Origin of the sequence: Mycolicibacterium phocaicum (genome assembly GCF_010731115.1) — a bacterium.
GTDB lineage: Bacteria > Actinomycetota > Actinomycetes > Mycobacteriales > Mycobacteriaceae > Mycobacterium > Mycobacterium phocaicum.
Genome location: NZ_AP022616.1, coordinates 1,447,834 through 1,463,649 on the forward strand (window position 1 = coordinate 1,447,834; position 15,816 = coordinate 1,463,649).

The 15,816-nt window shown below is 67.7% G+C and carries 16 protein-coding genes; 10 read left to right on the forward strand and 6 right to left on the reverse strand.

Annotated elements, in window-relative coordinates; genetic code table 11:
• Positions 1-6: 6 nt before the first annotated feature.
• On the reverse strand, positions 7-807 hold the full coding sequence (locus G6N46_RS07050; RefSeq protein WP_138248842.1) for an acyl-CoA thioesterase: 801 nt from the start codon (positions 805-807) through the stop codon (positions 7-9).
• Complete coding sequence (locus tag G6N46_RS07055; protein WP_138248841.1) at positions 804-2,006, reverse strand: CoA transferase; 1,203 nt, start codon at positions 2,004-2,006, stop codon at positions 804-806. The genes G6N46_RS07050 and G6N46_RS07055 overlap by 4 nt, the downstream gene beginning before the upstream one ends.
• 113 nt (positions 2,007-2,119) lie before the next feature.
• On the opposite strand from G6N46_RS07055, the gene G6N46_RS07060 reads away from it, so the two are divergent.
• From G6N46_RS07060 to G6N46_RS07075, 4 genes are all read left to right on the forward strand, one after another.
• Positions 2,120-2,959 (forward strand): alpha/beta fold hydrolase, encoded by an 840-nt coding sequence (locus G6N46_RS07060; RefSeq protein ID WP_138248840.1) that lies wholly within the window; start codon positions 2,120-2,122, stop codon positions 2,957-2,959.
• 270 nt (positions 2,960-3,229) lie between these two features.
• Positions 3,230-4,618: a WS/DGAT/MGAT family O-acyltransferase gene (locus tag G6N46_RS07065; RefSeq protein WP_138248839.1), complete on the forward strand. Its 1,389-nt coding sequence runs from the start codon at positions 3,230-3,232 to the stop codon at positions 4,616-4,618.
• A gap of 48 nt (positions 4,619-4,666) precedes the next feature.
• Positions 4,667-4,996, forward strand: coding sequence for an ArsR/SmtB family transcription factor (locus G6N46_RS07070; protein WP_138248838.1), 330 nt, complete (start codon positions 4,667-4,669; stop codon positions 4,994-4,996).
• A gap of 2 nt (positions 4,997-4,998) precedes the next feature.
• A complete protein-coding gene (locus tag G6N46_RS07075; RefSeq protein ID WP_138248837.1) occupies positions 4,999-5,454 on the forward strand; it encodes an SRPBCC family protein in 456 nt (151 codons plus the stop codon).
• A gap of 30 nt (positions 5,455-5,484) precedes the next feature.
• Here G6N46_RS07075 and G6N46_RS07080 read toward each other — a convergent pair whose 3' ends face one another.
• From G6N46_RS07080 to G6N46_RS07090, 3 genes are all read right to left on the reverse strand, one after another.
• A complete protein-coding gene (locus G6N46_RS07080) occupies positions 5,485-6,285 on the reverse strand; it encodes a mycofactocin-coupled SDR family oxidoreductase (RefSeq protein ID WP_138248836.1) in 801 nt (266 codons plus the stop codon).
• Complete coding sequence (locus G6N46_RS07085) at positions 6,285-7,892, reverse strand: flavin-containing monooxygenase (RefSeq protein WP_138248835.1); 1,608 nt, start codon at positions 7,890-7,892, stop codon at positions 6,285-6,287. Before G6N46_RS07085 ends, G6N46_RS07080 begins: the two co-directional genes overlap by 1 nt.
• A 67-nt stretch (positions 7,893-7,959) precedes the next feature.
• Entirely contained in the window at positions 7,960-8,229 is a 270-nt protein-coding gene (locus G6N46_RS07090; RefSeq protein WP_163692636.1) for a hypothetical protein, read from the reverse strand.
• A 250-nt stretch (positions 8,230-8,479) separates the two neighbouring features.
• Here G6N46_RS07090 and G6N46_RS07095 point away from each other — a divergent pair, with 250 nt between their 5' ends.
• The 6 genes from G6N46_RS07095 (at position 8,480) to G6N46_RS07120 (ending at position 14,875) form a co-directional block, all read left to right on the forward strand.
• Positions 8,480-9,661, forward strand: a complete 1,182-nt coding sequence (locus tag G6N46_RS07095; protein WP_138248833.1) for an acyl-CoA dehydrogenase family protein — start codon at positions 8,480-8,482, stop codon at positions 9,659-9,661.
• Position 9,662: 1 nt separating this feature from the next.
• Positions 9,663-10,571: a biphenyl-2,3-diol 1,2-dioxygenase gene (gene bphC, locus G6N46_RS07100; RefSeq protein WP_138248832.1), complete on the forward strand. Its 909-nt coding sequence runs from the start codon at positions 9,663-9,665 to the stop codon at positions 10,569-10,571.
• Positions 10,568-12,031 (forward strand): FAD-dependent oxidoreductase, encoded by a 1,464-nt coding sequence (locus G6N46_RS07105; RefSeq protein WP_138248831.1) that lies wholly within the window; start codon positions 10,568-10,570, stop codon positions 12,029-12,031. The genes bphC and G6N46_RS07105 overlap by 4 nt, the downstream gene beginning before the upstream one ends.
• A gap of 250 nt (positions 12,032-12,281) precedes the next feature.
• On the forward strand, positions 12,282-13,082 hold the full coding sequence (locus G6N46_RS07110) for an IclR family transcriptional regulator (protein ID WP_020103748.1): 801 nt from the start codon (positions 12,282-12,284) through the stop codon (positions 13,080-13,082).
• Positions 13,079-13,987, forward strand: a complete 909-nt coding sequence (locus G6N46_RS07115) for a LipP1 family hormone-sensitive lipase (RefSeq protein WP_138248830.1) — start codon at positions 13,079-13,081, stop codon at positions 13,985-13,987. Before G6N46_RS07110 ends, G6N46_RS07115 begins: the two co-directional genes overlap by 4 nt.
• Positions 13,988-14,020: 33 nt before the next feature.
• Positions 14,021-14,875 carry an SDR family oxidoreductase gene (locus G6N46_RS07120; protein WP_138248829.1) on the forward strand — a complete coding sequence of 285 codons (855 nt, stop codon included), beginning with the start codon at positions 14,021-14,023 and terminating at the stop codon, positions 14,873-14,875.
• On the opposite strand, the gene G6N46_RS07125 is transcribed toward G6N46_RS07120, so the two are convergent.
• Entirely contained in the window at positions 14,872-15,801 is a 930-nt protein-coding gene (locus G6N46_RS07125) for an AraC family transcriptional regulator (RefSeq protein ID WP_138248828.1), read from the reverse strand. The two genes, G6N46_RS07120 and G6N46_RS07125, sit on opposite strands and share 4 nt — an antisense overlap.
• Positions 15,802-15,816: the final 15 nt, after the last annotated feature.

Consider the following 15,816-nt stretch of genomic DNA (forward strand, 5'->3'; position numbering starts at 1 on the left):
ACGGTACTACCGGTCCGCGATCAGACCTTCCTGCACCAAGGTGGCGACCCGGGTTCCGTCCGCGCCAACCAGACTGCCGGTGATCACGCCACGTCCCCGTCCCGCCGCGGGCGACCGTGATTCCAGCAGATTCCACTGATCAGCCCGGATCGGGTGATGGAACCAGATCGAGAAATCGGTCGTACCGCTGCGATGGGTGCGCCCCTGCATGGAATGTCCGTGCACCTGCAGCGCCGGATCGATCCCGTAAAGGTCGGTGATGTAGCAGGCAATCATCATGTGCGGCAACTGTTCCGGTGGCATCGGCACGGTGGCGCGCCACCACATGCGTCGCACGAACTCGCCCGACGACCGGTCGTCGACGATCCGGATGTCGATCTCGTCGAGCGGCACCGCAGGCGCGGGCCCCGGCGGGCCGGTCAATGGCAGCAGCTCGGGATCCTCTGGCAGCGAACGGGATTCGTCGTGCTCGGGACCGGCCAGGTCTGTCGATAAGGACACCGTCGCGACGGTCAGCAGCCGCCCGGCCTGAAAGGCCTCGACCCGCCGCGCCGCCGCGGTCCGCCCGTCGTACACCCGGGCCACCGCGTAGTCCGTTGCCGCGCCGGCCTCACCACCCCGCAGATATTGCAGATGCATGGCCGTCGGACGCATCTCCGGATTCACGGTCTGGCATGCCGCGGACAGACTCTGTGCCATGAGCAGGCCGCCGAAGGCGCGCTTGCCGTCCGGTCCCCCGGCCTCACCCACCCAGGCATCGGGCCCGGCACCGGGCGACACCACCAACAGATCGGGCAGCACGCTCACGCCACGGTCCCCGCTTCCGTCAACCGGGCGACGTCGTCTGCGGTGAGGCCCAGCCGTTCGGTCAGCACCGCCGCGGTGTCGTCGCCGAGTGCCGGCGCCGGCCGCGCCGGCGGATACTCACCATCGATCCGCAACGGCAGTCCCGGCGCCAGGTGGCGGCCGATGCGCGGCTGATCCAGTTCGGTGAACAGTGGGTTCTCGGTCACTCTGGGGCTCGCGACCACCTCACTGAAGTCCCGGTAGCGTTCCCACAGGATCGACGTCGCACCCAGCGCCGCCGTGATCTGTTCGGCGGTGTGCGCGCAGAACCACCCGGTGAACAGGCCGGTGAGCGCGTCGCGGTGCAGGTACCGCTGCCCTTCATCGGTGAAGTCGACCCCCAGCGATTCGGACAGCGCCGCAACAGCTTTCGCCGTACCCGTGACCTCGACGAGGTCCCGGAAGTGCCGGCCGGTCAGCGCGACGATCATGAACGCGGTCCCGTCAGCGCTGACGAACTGCTGTCCGTACTGTCCGAAGATCGAATTGCCGATGCGCTCGCGACCCACGCCGTTGACCATCACCTCGGTCAGGAAGCTGAGATTGCCCGCGGTGGCCAGGGCCACGTTCTCCAACGGGATGCTGACCCGCTGGCCCTGGCCGCTGCTATCGCGGTGCCGCAGCGCCGCAGTCACCGCCAACGCCAGGTAGAGGCCGCACGACACATCCCAGGCGGCCAGCACGTGATTCACCGGCGTCTGCAGCTCAGCGGGCCCGGTCACCAATGGAAAGCCCAGCCCCGCGTTGACGGTGTAGTCCACGGCCGTGCCGCCGTCCGCCCGACCGGACACCTCGGCGTGGATCAGGTCGGGCCGCAGCGCGGACAGGGTCTCGTACGAATGCCATTGTCGGCCCGCCACATTGGTGATGAAGACACCGGCGTCGACGATCAGCCGGGTCACCAGGTCCTGGCCTTCCGGTGCGCGCATGTCCACCGCGACGGACAGCTTGCCCTTGTTCAGGCCCGCCCAGTAGATGCTCTCGCCGTCGTCGGTGACGGGCCAGCGGTGATAGTCCGCGGCGCCACCGACCGGATCGATCCTGATCACCTCGGCGCCGAGCTGCGTCAGCGTCATCCCCGCCAGGGGCACTGCGACGAAACTGGAGATTTCGACGATGCGCACACCCGCCAGCGGACGCGCAGACTCCGGCACGGTCATCTGGACACCATAAAGGCCACCCGCAGCACAACCGGGCGACCCCGGGCACGTCGCGTCCCGCCGGACGGGAGGTGGTCGCGACCGCGTGACATCCGCACCGTAATTTGGAACGCATGACAGAGCTGAAGGAAGTCCAGACCGAGCGCGGAACGCTGCGTTATTACGACGAGGGAACCGGGCCTGTAGTGCTGTTTCTGCACGGTTCCGGCCCTGGCGTGACGGGCTGGCGGAACTTCCGCGGCATTCTGCCGACGTTCGCGGCGCACTTCCGCTGCCTGATCCTCGAGTTCCCCGGTTTCGGCGTCAGCGACGACTTCGGTGGCCACCCGATGATCGACGCGCAGTCCGCGGTGGTGCCCTTCCTCGACGCGCTCGGCGTCGAGAAGGTCGACATCGTCGGCAACTCGATGGGCGGCGGTGTCGGCATCAACTTCGCCATCAACAACCCGGATCGCATCGGCAAGCTGGTCACCATCGGCGGTATCGGCACCAACATCTTCAGCCCCGGCCCGTCCGAGGGCATCCGGCTGCTGCAGGAGTTCACCGAGGACCCGACCCGGCAACGGCTGATCGACTGGCTCAACTCGATGGTCTACGACGAGAAGATCGTCACCGAAGAGCTGATCGAGGAGCGCATGAAGCTGGCCTCCGACCCGGAGACGCTCGAATCGGCGCGCCGGATGTACGGCAAGGCCGCGTTCAAGATGATGATGAAGTTCATGCAGTCGGCCGACGCGCCGCCACAGCCGTGGGCACAGATGCACAAGGTGAAGGCGCCGACGCTGTTGACGTGGGGCCGCGACGACCGCGTCAGCCCGCTGGACATGGCGCTGATCCCGATGCGCACCATCTCCAACGCCGAGCTGCACGTGTTCCCGAACTGTGGGCACTGGGCGATGATCGAGGCCAAGGAGGCGTTCGAGAGCACGGTGCTGGGCTTCCTGCAGCGCTGACCTTCTCCCACGAGCGGCCGCGGCCGCGCACCGGTCCGATGGTGTGCGGTGCGCGGCCGTTCGCTTGCCTCTGCAAGCCCGGAATATATTGTCCGGCTTACCAATTGACTGTGCCGGCACATCGACATCGACCGCTGATGCGGCGGGTCACGTTGCGCGCCAAGATGATTGCCCGCCCTGCGCGCGCGGAGACAACCATCACACCCCGAAGTTCGTACCAATCCGCCGATTTCACGCAAGGCACAGTGTGCGCGCCCTAGGATCAGGCCCATGAATCGCTTGTCCGGCGCCGACGCCACCTTCTGGTTCGCGGAGACCAACAGTTGGCATATGCATGTCGCCGCATCGTCGATCTACGACCCCACCGACGCGCCGGATTTCAGCTTCGAGTCGGTCAAGGCACTCATCGCGGCCCGGTTGCCGGAAATGCCGCAATTGCGCTGGCGAGTGACCGGCGCGCCGCTCGGCCTCGACCGGCCGTGGTTCGTCGAGGACGAGGAACTCGACCTCGACTTCCATGTCCGCCACATCGCGGTCCCGGCACCCGGCGGCCGCCGCGAGCTCGATCAGTTGGTGGGGCGCCTGATGTCCTACAAGCTGGACCGGTTGAGGCCACTGTGGGAGCTCTGGTTCATCGAGGGCGTCGAGGGCGGCCGGGTCGCCGTGCTGATGAAGATGCACCACGCCATCATCGACGGCGTATCGGGCGCCGGACTCGGGGAGATTCTGCTCGACATCACGCCGACCCCGCGGCCGCCGGCCGCCGAACCGAGCGGGTCACTGGTCGGCATCAAAGCCCCGGGGATCGAACTGCAGGCCCTGGGCGGGCTGATCAACATCGGCATCAAGACGCCCTACCGTGTCGTGCGATTCCTGGAACAGACCGTACGCCAGCAGATTGCCGCGCTCGGCGTCGCCAACAAGCCGCCCGGCTACTTCGACGCACCACCCACCCGGTTCAACGGACCCATCTCACCGCACCGCCGCGTCAGCAATTCCGGCGTGTCCCTCGAGCGGGTGAAAGCGGTCAAGGAAGCGTTCGGGGTCAAGCTCAACGACGTTGTGCTGGCACTGGTCTCGAGCGCCATGCGGACGTATCTCGAGGACCGCGGCGAGCTGCCCGACAAGTCGCTCATCGCTCAGGTCCCGGTGTCGACCCGGACCGAGAGTTCCAGCGATCAGGTGGGCAATCAGGTCAGCGCGATGTCGGTGTCGCTGGCGTCCGACATCGTCGATCCGGCTGAACGGATCAAGGCCATCTACGCAAGCTCCCAGAGCGCCAAGGAAATGGCGAAAGCACTTACGGCACACCAGATCATGGGGTTGACGGACACCACCCCGCCGGGCCTGGTGGCCCTGGCCGCCCGCGCCTACACCGCGAGCAAGCTCGGCGGCACGCTCAAGCCGATGAACCTCGTCGTCTCCAACGTGCCCGGGCCGCCCGTGCCGCTCTACATGGACGGCGCGGTCCTCGAACAGATGATGCCGATGGGCCCCTTGGTGATGGATGTGGGACTCAACGTCACCTGCTTCAGCTACCGGGACCGGATCGATTTCGGCTTTGTCACCACGCCCGAGATGGCCAACGACATCGACGCCATGGCCGACGCCATCGAGCCGGCGCTCGTGGAACTCGAGATCGCGGCCGGACTCAAATAGTTCAGTAATTCCTCGACTGTCGACAGGCGTCGGCGGATAGTTAAGTATGTGCCTAACCATTTGGGATCCGACGAACTCGGCCAGGTTTTTCATGCACTGTCCGACCCGACCCGCCGGGTGATCGTGGAACGGCTCGTGCAACGGCCCGCATCGGTCAAGGCCCTGGCGGAGCCGCTGGCGATGTCCCTTCCCGCGGTCATGCAGCACCTGAAGGTCCTGGAGGACGCCGGTGTGATCGCTACCGAGAAAGCCGGCCGCGTGCGCAGTTGCCGGGTCGAACCGACGGCGTTGCGCGCAGCCGAACACTGGCTCGGAGAGCAACGCACGCGTTGGGAAAGGCAACTTGATCAACTCGACGACTACCTGAAAGGACGATGATCATGACGGTCACGCATTCGACGTTCACGCTGGAACGGCGCTTCCCGGCTTCGGTCGAGAAGGTGTTCCAGGCATGGGCAGATCCGCAGGCCCGCAAGCGCTGGATGGCCCGAGGAGCGGAGCACTCGCAAGACTTCGTCGTCGGTGGGCTCGAGACGGTCACGGGGTCGGACCCGCAGGGCCGACCGTTGACCTACCAGGCGCAGTACGCCGAGATCGTCGCCAATGAACGGATTCTCACGACGTCAACACTGCACACCGGAGCGCAACTGTCGACCGTCTCGGTCACAAGCGTCGAGTTTCACGACGAGGGCAGCGACACCCTGATCGTCCTGACCGAGCACGGAATCTATCTCCCCGGCCAGGAACAACCCGCATGGCGTGAGCACGGGACCGCAGTACAACTGGAAACCTTGGCCGCGGAGTTCACCACCACCGCCGCACCAGAGGAGAACTGAGCGCGGGCCGCGTCGACCGACGCCGACACGTCACGCCTTCTGCGTCAGCCCCGCGTCGACGACCAACTGGGTGCCGGTGATGTAGCGGGCCTCGTCCGACGCCAGGAACACCACCGCGTTGCTGACGTCCTCGGGCTCCACCCACGGCACCGGCAACAGATTGCGCGCGGAAAGGACCTCGGCGACGTCCTCTTCGGTCGGATTCTCCAGATCGGGCCGGATGCGCTTGAAGGTCTCCGGGTTGAGCACCATGGGAGTGCCCACCGCCCCGGGATGGACGGTGTTGACCCGAATTCGCTTGGGCCCCAATTCGTTCGCCAAGGTGCGCGCCAGGCCGACCACCGCATGCTTGGTCGCGGTGTATGCCGAGGTGTTCGCGGTACCGCGAAGACCGTTGGTGGAACTGATGATCACCACGGATCCACCGCCCGGCCCGAAATGCGGAACACCGGCCTTGACCGTGTGCCACACCCCGGTCAGGTTGACGCCGATGACGCGCTGCCAGTCCTCGGCGCTCACCTCCCAGGCGGGCGCCGACGCCGAATGGATACCGGCATTGGCGACCACGACGTCCAACCGGCCGAACTCCCAGACCCCCTCGTCGACCGCGGCCTGCACCTCGTCGAACGACGACACGTCGGCCACCCCGGTGTAGCAGCGCTGACCACGCTGCTTCACCGCGGCGGCCAGGTCGGCCAAATCTGCTGCGGCACCGGCGACATCGAGAGCGATGATGTCGGCACCCTCGTCGGCAAACCGCTCGCAGTGAGCCCGGCCGGTACCGCGGGCGGCGCCGGTGACGAGCACGACCTTGTTCAGTAGCCCCGACATCAGCCGGCCTTGGTCAGTTCGAATCCCTTGTACCCGGCGGCCGCCACCTCGGCGCAGATGTCGTTGTAGGCGGCGAAGCCACCGATGAACAACATGAAAACCCTTGGCTTGCCGGGCACGTTCGCGCCCATGTACCAGGAGTTCGCCTTGGGGAACAGCGTCTGGTCGGCACGGCGCACCAGTTCGGCACCCCAGGCGTCGACCGCATCGGTGGTGGCCTCGATGGCCGCGTAACCATGCTTACCCACGTACTCGATCGCGTCGGCGATCCAGTTCACGTGCGCTTCGGCGTGCAGCACCATGTTGGCCAGCACCGCCGGCGCGCCGGGTCCGTTGACCAGGAACATGTTCGGGAAGCCGTCGACGCCCAGACCCAGGTAGCTGCGCGGTCCGTCGACCCAGTTCTGCTTGAGCTTCTCACCACCGCGGCCGGTGATGTCGATGCGTCCCAGCGCGCCGGTGAGCGCGTCGAACCCGGTGGCGAAGATGATGGCGTCCAGGTCGAACCGGGCCTCGGTGGTGGTGATGCCGGTGGCGTCGATCTTTTCGATCGGCGTCTTCTTGACGCTGACCAGCTTCACGTGCGGCTGGTTGAACGTCTGAAAGTAGTTGGTGTCGGTGCAGATTCGCTTGGCGCCGATCGGGTGGTCGTTCGGGATCAGCATGTCGGCGACAGCCGGGTCGTCGATGACCGCGCGCACCTTCTCCTCGTAGAATTTCTTGGCCTCGGCGTTGGCCACCGGGTCCACCATCTGGTCCAGGAAGGTCTTGCTGAACAGCACACCGCCCAGCTGCCAACGCTTTTCGAACTCGGCGCGGCGCTCTTCCTCGGACAGTTCCATGGTCAGCTTGGGGTGCGCCAGGTGCGGAGAGCCGCCGCCGCTGCGCCACGACAACTGACGCCGCTCGTCGTAGTTTGCCTTGACCTCCGCTTCGCGCTCGGCCGTCAGCGGCTCGTTGCCGGCCGGCACCGAGAAGTTCGGAGTGCGTTGGAAGACAACGAGTTCGGCGGCCTGCGCGGCAACGATCGGCGTGCTCTGGATGCCCGACGAACCGGTGCCGATGAGGCCGACGCGCTTGCCGGTGAAGTCGACGCCCTCGTGCGGCCAGTTCGCGGTGTGGTACGTCTCGCCCACGAAGGTCTCGACGCCCGGGATGTTCGGCAGCAGCGGATCGGACAGCGCGCCGGTGGCCATGACGCAGAACTGCGCGTCCACCGTCTGACCGGTGTCGGTGGTGACCGTCCAGCGCAGCGTCTCTTCATCCAGGGTCGCAGACACCACGCGGGTATCGAGCCGGATGTCGCGGCGCAGGTCGAACCGGTCGGCGACATGGTTGATGTACGTGAGGATTTCGGCCTGGGTTGCGTACTTCTCGGTCCAGGTCCACTCCTGCTGCAGGTCCTTGTCGAACGAGTAGCAGTAGTCGATGCTCTCGACGTCGCACCGCGCACCGGGGTACCGGTTGTAGAACCACGTGCCGCCCACATCCGAGGCCGCCTCGAACACCACGACCGAATGGCCTTCCGACCGCAGTTTGTGCAGTGCGTAAAGACCGGCGAACCCGGCACCGACTACTACGACGTCAACCTGTTCTGCGCTGCTCATAGTGCGAAGTTAGCCGTCCTCGCGATGCCCCAGTATGAGGCGTCCCGGTGAACGGACGACCCGATATTCAGGGCACAGTCAGGTCGGATTCCGCCGGGCCGCCGGGCACGATCATGGCGCCCGGTGCGGCCGTTGTTGAGTCCGGTCCCCACTCACCGTGTCCGTACGGGCCGGGTCCCAGGCAGTCCGAATCCACCCCGTGGGGACCCCAACAACCCGGCGGTTCCGCGACCGGCGATGCCAACCCCGCCGGCACGGCGCCGGCGAGCACCAGTGCGGCGGCGACGGACACGGTCGGTCCGATCGCCTGCTTCCAACGGCTTGTCCATCCGTACATCGCGCTGCCTCGGCTCAGTCTGGTCGTCAACCTTCGGGCTCGACGATTCGCCGATTCCGGGCGAAGGGGTAGAGCCCATCGGTCCGGCGACGAGAGCCTTAGGTCCCTCCTGTGGCAAGCCAGGAACGCGATGGGACAACCAGATCCACGTCGCTCGAGGAATTTCGTCCGCTGACCGGGAACAGCCTCCCGGCGTACCGCGGGTGAGGTAAACCATTAGTTAGCCCATCACAGGAGTTAGGAAAAGACCATGACCCAGCGGGTTATCGACAAACTCGGTGACATCGCCGACCAGCTTCGCGAACAGGCTTGGGAGGCAGAGAAGTTGGGCCAGCTGCCCGACGAGACCGTGAAGCTGATGAAGGCCGCCGGCAACATCAAGTTGCTGCAGCCCAAGGAATACGACGGCCTGGAGGTGCATCCGCGCGAGTTCGCGGAGACCGTGATGGCGACCGCCGCCCTGGACCCCGCCGCCGGCTGGATCAACGGCGTCGTCGGTGTGCACCCGTACCAGCTGGCCTACGCCGACCCGAAGGTCGCCGCCGAGATCTGGGGATCCGACACCGACACCTGGGTCGCGTCGCCGTACGCGCCGCAGGGCGTGGCGCGGCCCGTCGACGGTGGCTACATCTTCAACGGCCGTTGGCAGTTCAGCTCGGGCACCGACCACTGCGAGTGGATCTTCCTGGGCGCCATGCTCGGTGACGCCGAGGGCAAGCCCCTGATGCCGCCGCAGATGCTGCACATGATCCTGCCCCGCAGCGACTACGAGATCGTCCAGGACTCCTGGAACGTGGTGGGCCTGCGCGGCACCGGCTCCAAGGACGTCATCGTCAAGGACGCCTTCGTGCCCACCTACCGGACCATGGACGCCACGAAGGTGATGGACGGCCGGGCCCAGATCGAGGCCGGCATGACCTCGCCGCTGTACCTGATGCCGTGGTCGACCATGTTCCCGCTGGGCATCTCCTCGGCCGTCATCGGTATCGCCGAAGGCGCCCTGGCGGCCGCTCTCGACTACCAGCGTGAGCGGGTCAACTCCAGCGGCGTGGCCATCAAGGACGACCCGTACGTCATGTACGCCATCGGTGAGGCCGCCGCCGACATCAACGCCGCGCGCCAGGAACTGCTGGCCAACGTCGACCGCATCTACGACATGGTCGAGGCCGGCAAGGAAGTGTCGTTCGAGGACCGCGCCGCCGGCCGGCGCACCCAGATCCGGTCGGTGTGGCGCGCGGTCTCCGCGGTCGACGAGATCTTCGCCCGCTGCGGCGGTAACGCCACCCGCATGGACAAGCCCCTGCAGCGGTACTGGCGCGACGCACACGTCGGCCAGGCGCACGCCATCCATGTTCCCGGCACCACGTTCCACGCCTCGGCGCTGAGCAGCCTCGGCGTCGATCCGCAAGGCCCGCTGCGAGGCATGATCTGACGTGACCGATCTGAAGAGCCTGGGCTATGTGAAGGTCCAGACCGCCGATATCGAACGCTGGCGCCAATTCGCCTTCGACGTACTGGGTTTCGCAAAGGGCAGCGGCCCCGACCCCGACGCGCTGTACCTGCGCATGGACGAACGCACCGCGCGCATCATCGTGGTGCCGGGCGACGCCGACCGCATCGTCACCGTCGGCTGGGAGGTCCGCGACGGTGCCGCGCTGCGCCGGGTGCAGGCCACCCTGGACGGCGCCGGTGTGCCGTGGAAGCAGCTGTCCCTCGAGGAGGCCGACGCGCGTCGCGTCGACGAGGTCATCGCGTTCACCGATCCGGCAGGCAACGACGTCGAGGTGTTCCACGGTGCGGTGCTGGATCACAGCCCCGTCGTGACGCCGTTCGGGGCCCGCTTCGTCACCGAGGGTCTGGGCCTGGGCCACGTGGTGCTGCCGGCGCAGGATGCCAAGGGACTGTTCACCTTCTACACCGATGTGCTGGGCTTCCTGCCCCGCGGTGCCTTCCGGGTGCCGGCTCCCCCGGAGTTCGGCCCGTTGCGGGTGCAGTTCCTGGGCATCAACGAGCGGCACCACAGCCTGGCGATCTGCCCGGCCGCGACGCTGCGCGATCCGAAACTGATCCACCTCATGGTCGAGGTCGACACGCTGGACGCCGTCGGGCAGGCGCTCGACCGCGTGAACCGGGATGGCTTCCAGCTGTCGTCCACACTGGGCCGCCACACCAACGACAAGATGGTGTCGTTCTACGTGCGGTCGCCCGGCGACTGGGACATCGAGTTCGGTACCGAGGGCATGAAGGTCGACGAACGGTATTACACCGCAGAGGAAATCACCGCCGACAGCTACTGGGGCCATGAGTGGATGGGCGTTCCGCCGCGGGCGATGCTGCCATGAGCGCCGCCCTGTCACCGGTCCCGGCGTCGTCGATCACCACCTGGGATGACGAGGCCGACGTCGTCATCGTCGGCTACGGCATCGCCGGTGCGGCCGCCGCGGTGGAGGCCTCGGCGGCCGGCGCGGACGTCCTGGTCGTCGAGCGCACCGGCGGCTGGGGCGGTGCTGCCGCCATGGCCGGCGGGTTCATCTACCTCGGCGGTGGCACCGACCTCCAAAAGGCCTGTGGCTTCGACGATTCCGTGGAGAACATGGCCGCCTTCCTGAAGGTGGCCATGGGTCCCGGCGCTGACGCGGCACGGATCGACGACTATTGCGCCGGCAGTGTCGCCCACTACGACTGGCTGGTGAGCTGCGGCGTGCCGTTCAAGCCGGTGTTCTGGGGCGAACCGGGCTGGGAGCCGCCGAGCGACGAGGGCCTGATGTTCACGGGCGGCGAAAATTCGTTCCCGTACAACACGATTGCCACTCCCGCGCCGCGCGGTCACGTGCCGCAGATGACCGACAAGGTCGCCGGCGAGCGCAGCGGCGGCTACATGTTGATGAAGCCGCTCGTGGAGACCGCCATCGCGCAGGGCGTCCGGTCGATCTACGACACCGAGGTGCAGTCGCTCGTCACCGAGGCCGACGGCCGGGTGGTCGGCATCGTCGCGCGCCGGTACAGCGACACCGTGGCGATCAAGGCCCGCCGCGGCGTGGTGCTGGCCTCGGGCAGCTTCGCCTACAGCGACGCGATGGTCGCGCAGTACGCGCCCCGCATCGCGGGGCGTCCGGCGGCGAGCATCGAGCAGCATGACGGCCGGGCGATCCGGATGGCGCAGGCGCTCGGCGCCGACCTGGCACACATGGATGCCACCGAGGTGGCGTTCTTCTGCGACCCGCAGCAGCTCGTCCGGGGCATCCTGGTCAACGGCTACGGCCAGCGCTACATCGCCGAGGACACCTATGCCGGACGCATCGGTCAGCAGACGCTGTACTACCAGGACAACACCGCCTACCTGATCATCGACGGCGATGCTCAGGAGGAGGCCATGGCGGCGACCTCGGCGACGCCGTTCCTGCGCCGCCCGGCCACCTGGGTGTGCGAGACGGTCGCCGAGCTCGAAGCGGAGATCGGCCTGCCCGAGGGCGTCCTGCAGCACACCGTCGCCTATTACAACGAGCACGCCGCGAACGGTGCGGACCCGCTGCTGCACAAGAAGCCGCAGTGGCTGCGTCCGATCGGGTCCCCGGTCGGTGCGATCGACCTCCGCAACAGCACCGGCGGCTTCACTCTCGGCGGCCTGCTGACCACGCTGGACGGCCGCGTCCTGCACGTCGGCGGCGAGCCGATTCCCGGACTGTTCGCGGCCGGCCGGACGGCGGCAGGGCTGGCTGCCTGGGGTTATGCCAGCGGCGTGTCCCTGGGCGACGGCAGCTTCTACGGGCGCCGTGCCGGGAGGTCCGCGGCACAGAGCTGATCCCGTCCGGCGTGTCGCCGGTGCGCGTGTCGCCGACCCGCAACACCCACAGCCGTGTCCCAGATTTGGGCCATGAGCTGCAGAATTGACACACGAGGCGCCCCCTGCCAGCCCGGCTCGGGGCGCCTTGTCGTGCATATATTCTCCCGCGCTCCCGCGAAATGTGTGACAAGCCCCACCGGCATGTGATACAAACAGGCATATTCCTAATAGGAATATCGCCACGGAGCAACGGAGCTTGGAGGCCGACATGACAGCAGCAGTCGAATCCACCACCCCCAGCGCGGTCATCGACCGGGTATCGCTGGTCCTGGACGCGTTCGACGGCCCCGGCCGCCTGACCCTGGCGCAGATCGTGCGCCGCACAGGGCTGCCCCGGTCCTCCGCCCACCGGATGCTGGAGCGTCTGGTGCAGCTGCGCTGGCTGCGCCGCAACGGCCGCGACTACGAACTGGGGATGCGTCTCGTGGAGCTCGGCTCGCTGGCCGTGCACCAGGACCGCATGCACCGTGCCGCCGGCCCGCTGCTACACGAACTGCACCGCGCCACCGGCCTCGTCGTGCACCTCGCCGTGCTCGACGGCGGCGACGTCGTCTACCTGGAGAAGGTGGGCAACGGCATGATGACCGTGTTGCCGTCGCGCGTGGGTGGCCGTCAACCGGCGCACTGTACTGCCGTCGGCAAGGCCATCCTGGCCTACAACCAGGACGCCGAAGTCGACCTCATGAGCCGCAAGACCAAGTACTCGATCGCCAACCGTGCCCAGCTCGCCACCGAGCTGGCCAAGGTCCGCGCCCACGGCGTCGCCTTCGAGCGCGAAGAGTCGGTGCCCGGATTCGGTTGCGTCGCAGCGCCGATCGGCCGCCAGGGTGAGGCCGTCGCCGCCGTCTCGGTGTGTGGTCCAATGAACCGCATGGCCTTCGAACAGTTGACCGCCCCGGTGCGCATGACCGCCATGGGCATCTGGCGCAACGCCGAGGATTCCCGCGTGGCACCGACGCTGCAGCCGATGCGCCCCCTGCGCATGGGCCCGGCGCTGCAGTACGCGTGAGTCTCGACCCACAGATCGCCGGCCTCCTCGAGGCACTCAACGGCGGCTTCCCCGACCTGCCGAACATGACCGGCGCGCAAGCGCGCGCCGCCATCCGCGCGCGGTTCGTCGGACCTGCCGAACCCGAAGCGGTCGGCTCCGTCACCAATACGGAGGTCGACGGCATCGGAGTGCGGATCTACCGGCCCGCGTCCGATGGTCCCCTCCCGATCTTCGTGTTCGCGCACGGCGGCGGCTTCGTCTTCTGCGATCTGGACTCGCACGACGGACTCTGCCGCAGTTTCGCGAATTCGATTCCCGCCGCCGTGGTTTCGGTCGACTATCGGCTCGCGCCCGAGCATCAGTGGCCCGCGGCAGCCGAAGACGTCTATGCGGTGACGCAGTGGGCCGCCGCCCACGCCGCCGAACTCGGCGGCGACCCGACCAAGCTCATCGTCGGCGGCGACAGCGCCGGCGGCAACCTCGCCGCCGTCACCGCCCTGATGACGCGCGACCGCGGCGGTGCCCCGCTGGCCGCGCAGGTACTGCTCTACCCCGTGCTGACCGCTGACTTCACCTATGGCTCGTACCACGAGTTCCGCACCGGCTACTACAACACCACCGCGGCCATGCAGTGGTACTGGGACCAGTACGTCCCCAACACCACCGACCGCGAAAACCCCTATGCCGCACCGCTGTCCGCGTCCGTCGAGGGCGTTGCCCCGGCCGTGCTGGTGGTCACCGGCTACGACCCGATGCGCGACGAGGCCCTGGCCTACGCCGAAGCACTGCGCGAGGCCGACGTTCCGGTGGCCGAACTGTACTACGGCGCCATCCACGGCTTCCTGACCATGCCGGTGCTCGACATCGCACACCGTGCCCGCCGTGACGTGGCCGACGCGGTCACCAAGCTGCTCGCCGACTAGACGGCGATTCCCCAACCAATCGAGGAGTTCATCATCGGCACCTACGCTGTGACCGGTTCGGCATCCGGCATGGGCTACCAGGCGGCGGAACAATTACGCGCGCAGGGCCATACGGTCGTCGGCGTCGACCTCAAGGACGCCGACGTCATCGCGGACCTGTCGACCGCCGACGGCCGGCGCACCGCCGCCACCCGGGTGCTGGAACTGGCCGAGGGCAAGCTCGACGGTGCCGTGCTGGCCGCGGGGATCGGCCCCGGTGCCGGCGCCGACCGGGCCCGCTTGATCGCCCAGATCAACTACCTGGGCACGGTTGAGCTCCTGACCGCCTGGCGCCCGGCACTCGCCGCCGCCGGTAATGCGAAAGTCGTTGCGCTGGGCAGCAACTCCAGCACCACGGTGCCCGCTGTCCCCCGCCGCGCCATCAAGGCGCTGCTGGCCGGTGACGCCGACCGCGCCGCCCGGGCGGTGCGGTTCTTCGGCGGCGGCGCCTCGGCACTGATGTATGCCGCGTCCAAGATCGCGGTGGCCCGCTGGGTCCGGCAGACCGCGGTGACGGCCGACTGGGCCGGCCGTGGCATCCGGCTGAATGTCCTGGCGCCAGGGGCCATCATGACCCCGCTGCTGCAGGCGCAGCTCGATTCGCCGCGTGAGGGCAAGGCCGTGCGCGCCTTCCCGATCCCGACCGGCAGCTTCGGCGATCCCGTGCACCTCGCGAACTGGATCACCTTCATGCTGTCCGACTCGGCCGACTTCCTGTGCGGCAGCGTCATTTTCGTCGACGGCGGCACCGACGCCTACTTCCGGCCCGACGGCTGGCCCAAGGGTGTCCCCCTGCGCGGCATTCCGCGGTACGTGTGGCGGCACCGCCGGTTCGCCAAGACCCGCTAGGGGGACGCGGCGCGAATCGCCTTGGGGCTCATGCCGTAGCGGCGCTTGATCGCGGTGCTCAGCGCGAAGGCGGTGCCGTAGCCCACGCGGCCCGCGACGGCCTCGATGGTGGCATCGGATCCGCGCAGCAGGTCGACGGCCAGCGCCAGCCGAATCTCGGTCAGCAGTGCCATCGGCGGCTCCCCGACGAGTTGGGTGAATCGCCGCGCCAGTGCCGCTCGGGACAACCCCACCTCGGCGGCCAGCGCCCCGACGGTCCAGGGATGCGCCGGATTGTTCTCGATGAGCCGAAGCGCCGTGCCCACCTGGGGATCTCGGTAGGCGCGATACCAGGCCGGCGCGTCTTCACGGGAGAACCAACTGCGCAACGCGGCAATGGTGAGCAGATCGAGCATGCGGTCGAGCACCGCACCCTGGGCCGGCTCATCGCGCGACATCTCTTGGAGCAGCAGATCGACCAGCATGCTGTTGATCTCGCCCCGCCGGACCACCACCAACTGCGGCAGCGCGGCGAGTAGCCGCCGGCACACCGCGCCCACCTCTTCGTAGGCTCCGGTGATCAACAAGGTCTCCGCGTCGGGGCGGGTGCCCCAGCTCCGGATGCCCAGACTCAGTGCCTCGCACAGTGGTTCACCGTCGATGGTCGTCGTGATCTGCCCCGGGTGTACGACGACTTCGGGCGCGGTCGCCGCGTCATCGGCGACGGTATAGCAGTCGGGCCCGCGGCAGATCGCGATGTCGCCCGCCTCGAGTCGCCGCCCTGCGGCACCATCCGGGAGGACGATCGCCGAACCGCGGGCCACCACGACGATGGTGAGCGGAGCCTGGTCCTGCACCCGCAGCGACCACGGCGGGTCGAGCAACGACCGCATGAGAAATGCACCACGCGCACGTGGCCCCTCCAACAACCCGGCCAGGGCATCCACATGGAAAGCGTAGAC

What these genes read in the sequence shown, in the direction of transcription:
- G6N46_RS07055 (WP_138248841.1), bottom strand. Translation starts at nt 2,006, where the DNA reads ATGACCGTGCCGGAGTCTGCGCGTCCGCTGGCGGGTGTGCGCATCGTC.
- G6N46_RS07060 (WP_138248840.1), top strand. Translation starts at nt 2,120, where the DNA reads ATGACAGAGCTGAAGGAAGTCCAGACCGAGCGCGGAACGCTGCGTTAT.
- G6N46_RS07065 (WP_138248839.1), top strand. Translation starts at nt 3,230, where the DNA reads ATGAATCGCTTGTCCGGCGCCGACGCCACCTTCTGGTTCGCGGAGACC.
- G6N46_RS07075 (WP_138248837.1), top strand. Translation starts at nt 4,999, where the DNA reads ATGACGGTCACGCATTCGACGTTCACGCTGGAACGGCGCTTCCCGGCT.
- G6N46_RS07080 (WP_138248836.1), bottom strand. Translation starts at nt 6,285, where the DNA reads ATGTCGGGGCTACTGAACAAGGTCGTGCTCGTCACCGGCGCCGCCCGC.
- G6N46_RS07085 (WP_138248835.1), bottom strand. Translation starts at nt 7,892, where the DNA reads ATGAGCAGCGCAGAACAGGTTGACGTCGTAGTAGTCGGTGCCGGGTTC.
- G6N46_RS07090 (WP_163692636.1), bottom strand. Translation starts at nt 8,229, where the DNA reads ATGTACGGATGGACAAGCCGTTGGAAGCAGGCGATCGGACCGACCGTG.
- G6N46_RS07095 (WP_138248833.1), top strand. Translation starts at nt 8,480, where the DNA reads ATGACCCAGCGGGTTATCGACAAACTCGGTGACATCGCCGACCAGCTT.
- G6N46_RS07105 (WP_138248831.1), top strand. Translation starts at nt 10,568, where the DNA reads ATGAGCGCCGCCCTGTCACCGGTCCCGGCGTCGTCGATCACCACCTGG.
- G6N46_RS07110 (WP_020103748.1), top strand. Translation starts at nt 12,282, where the DNA reads ATGACAGCAGCAGTCGAATCCACCACCCCCAGCGCGGTCATCGACCGG.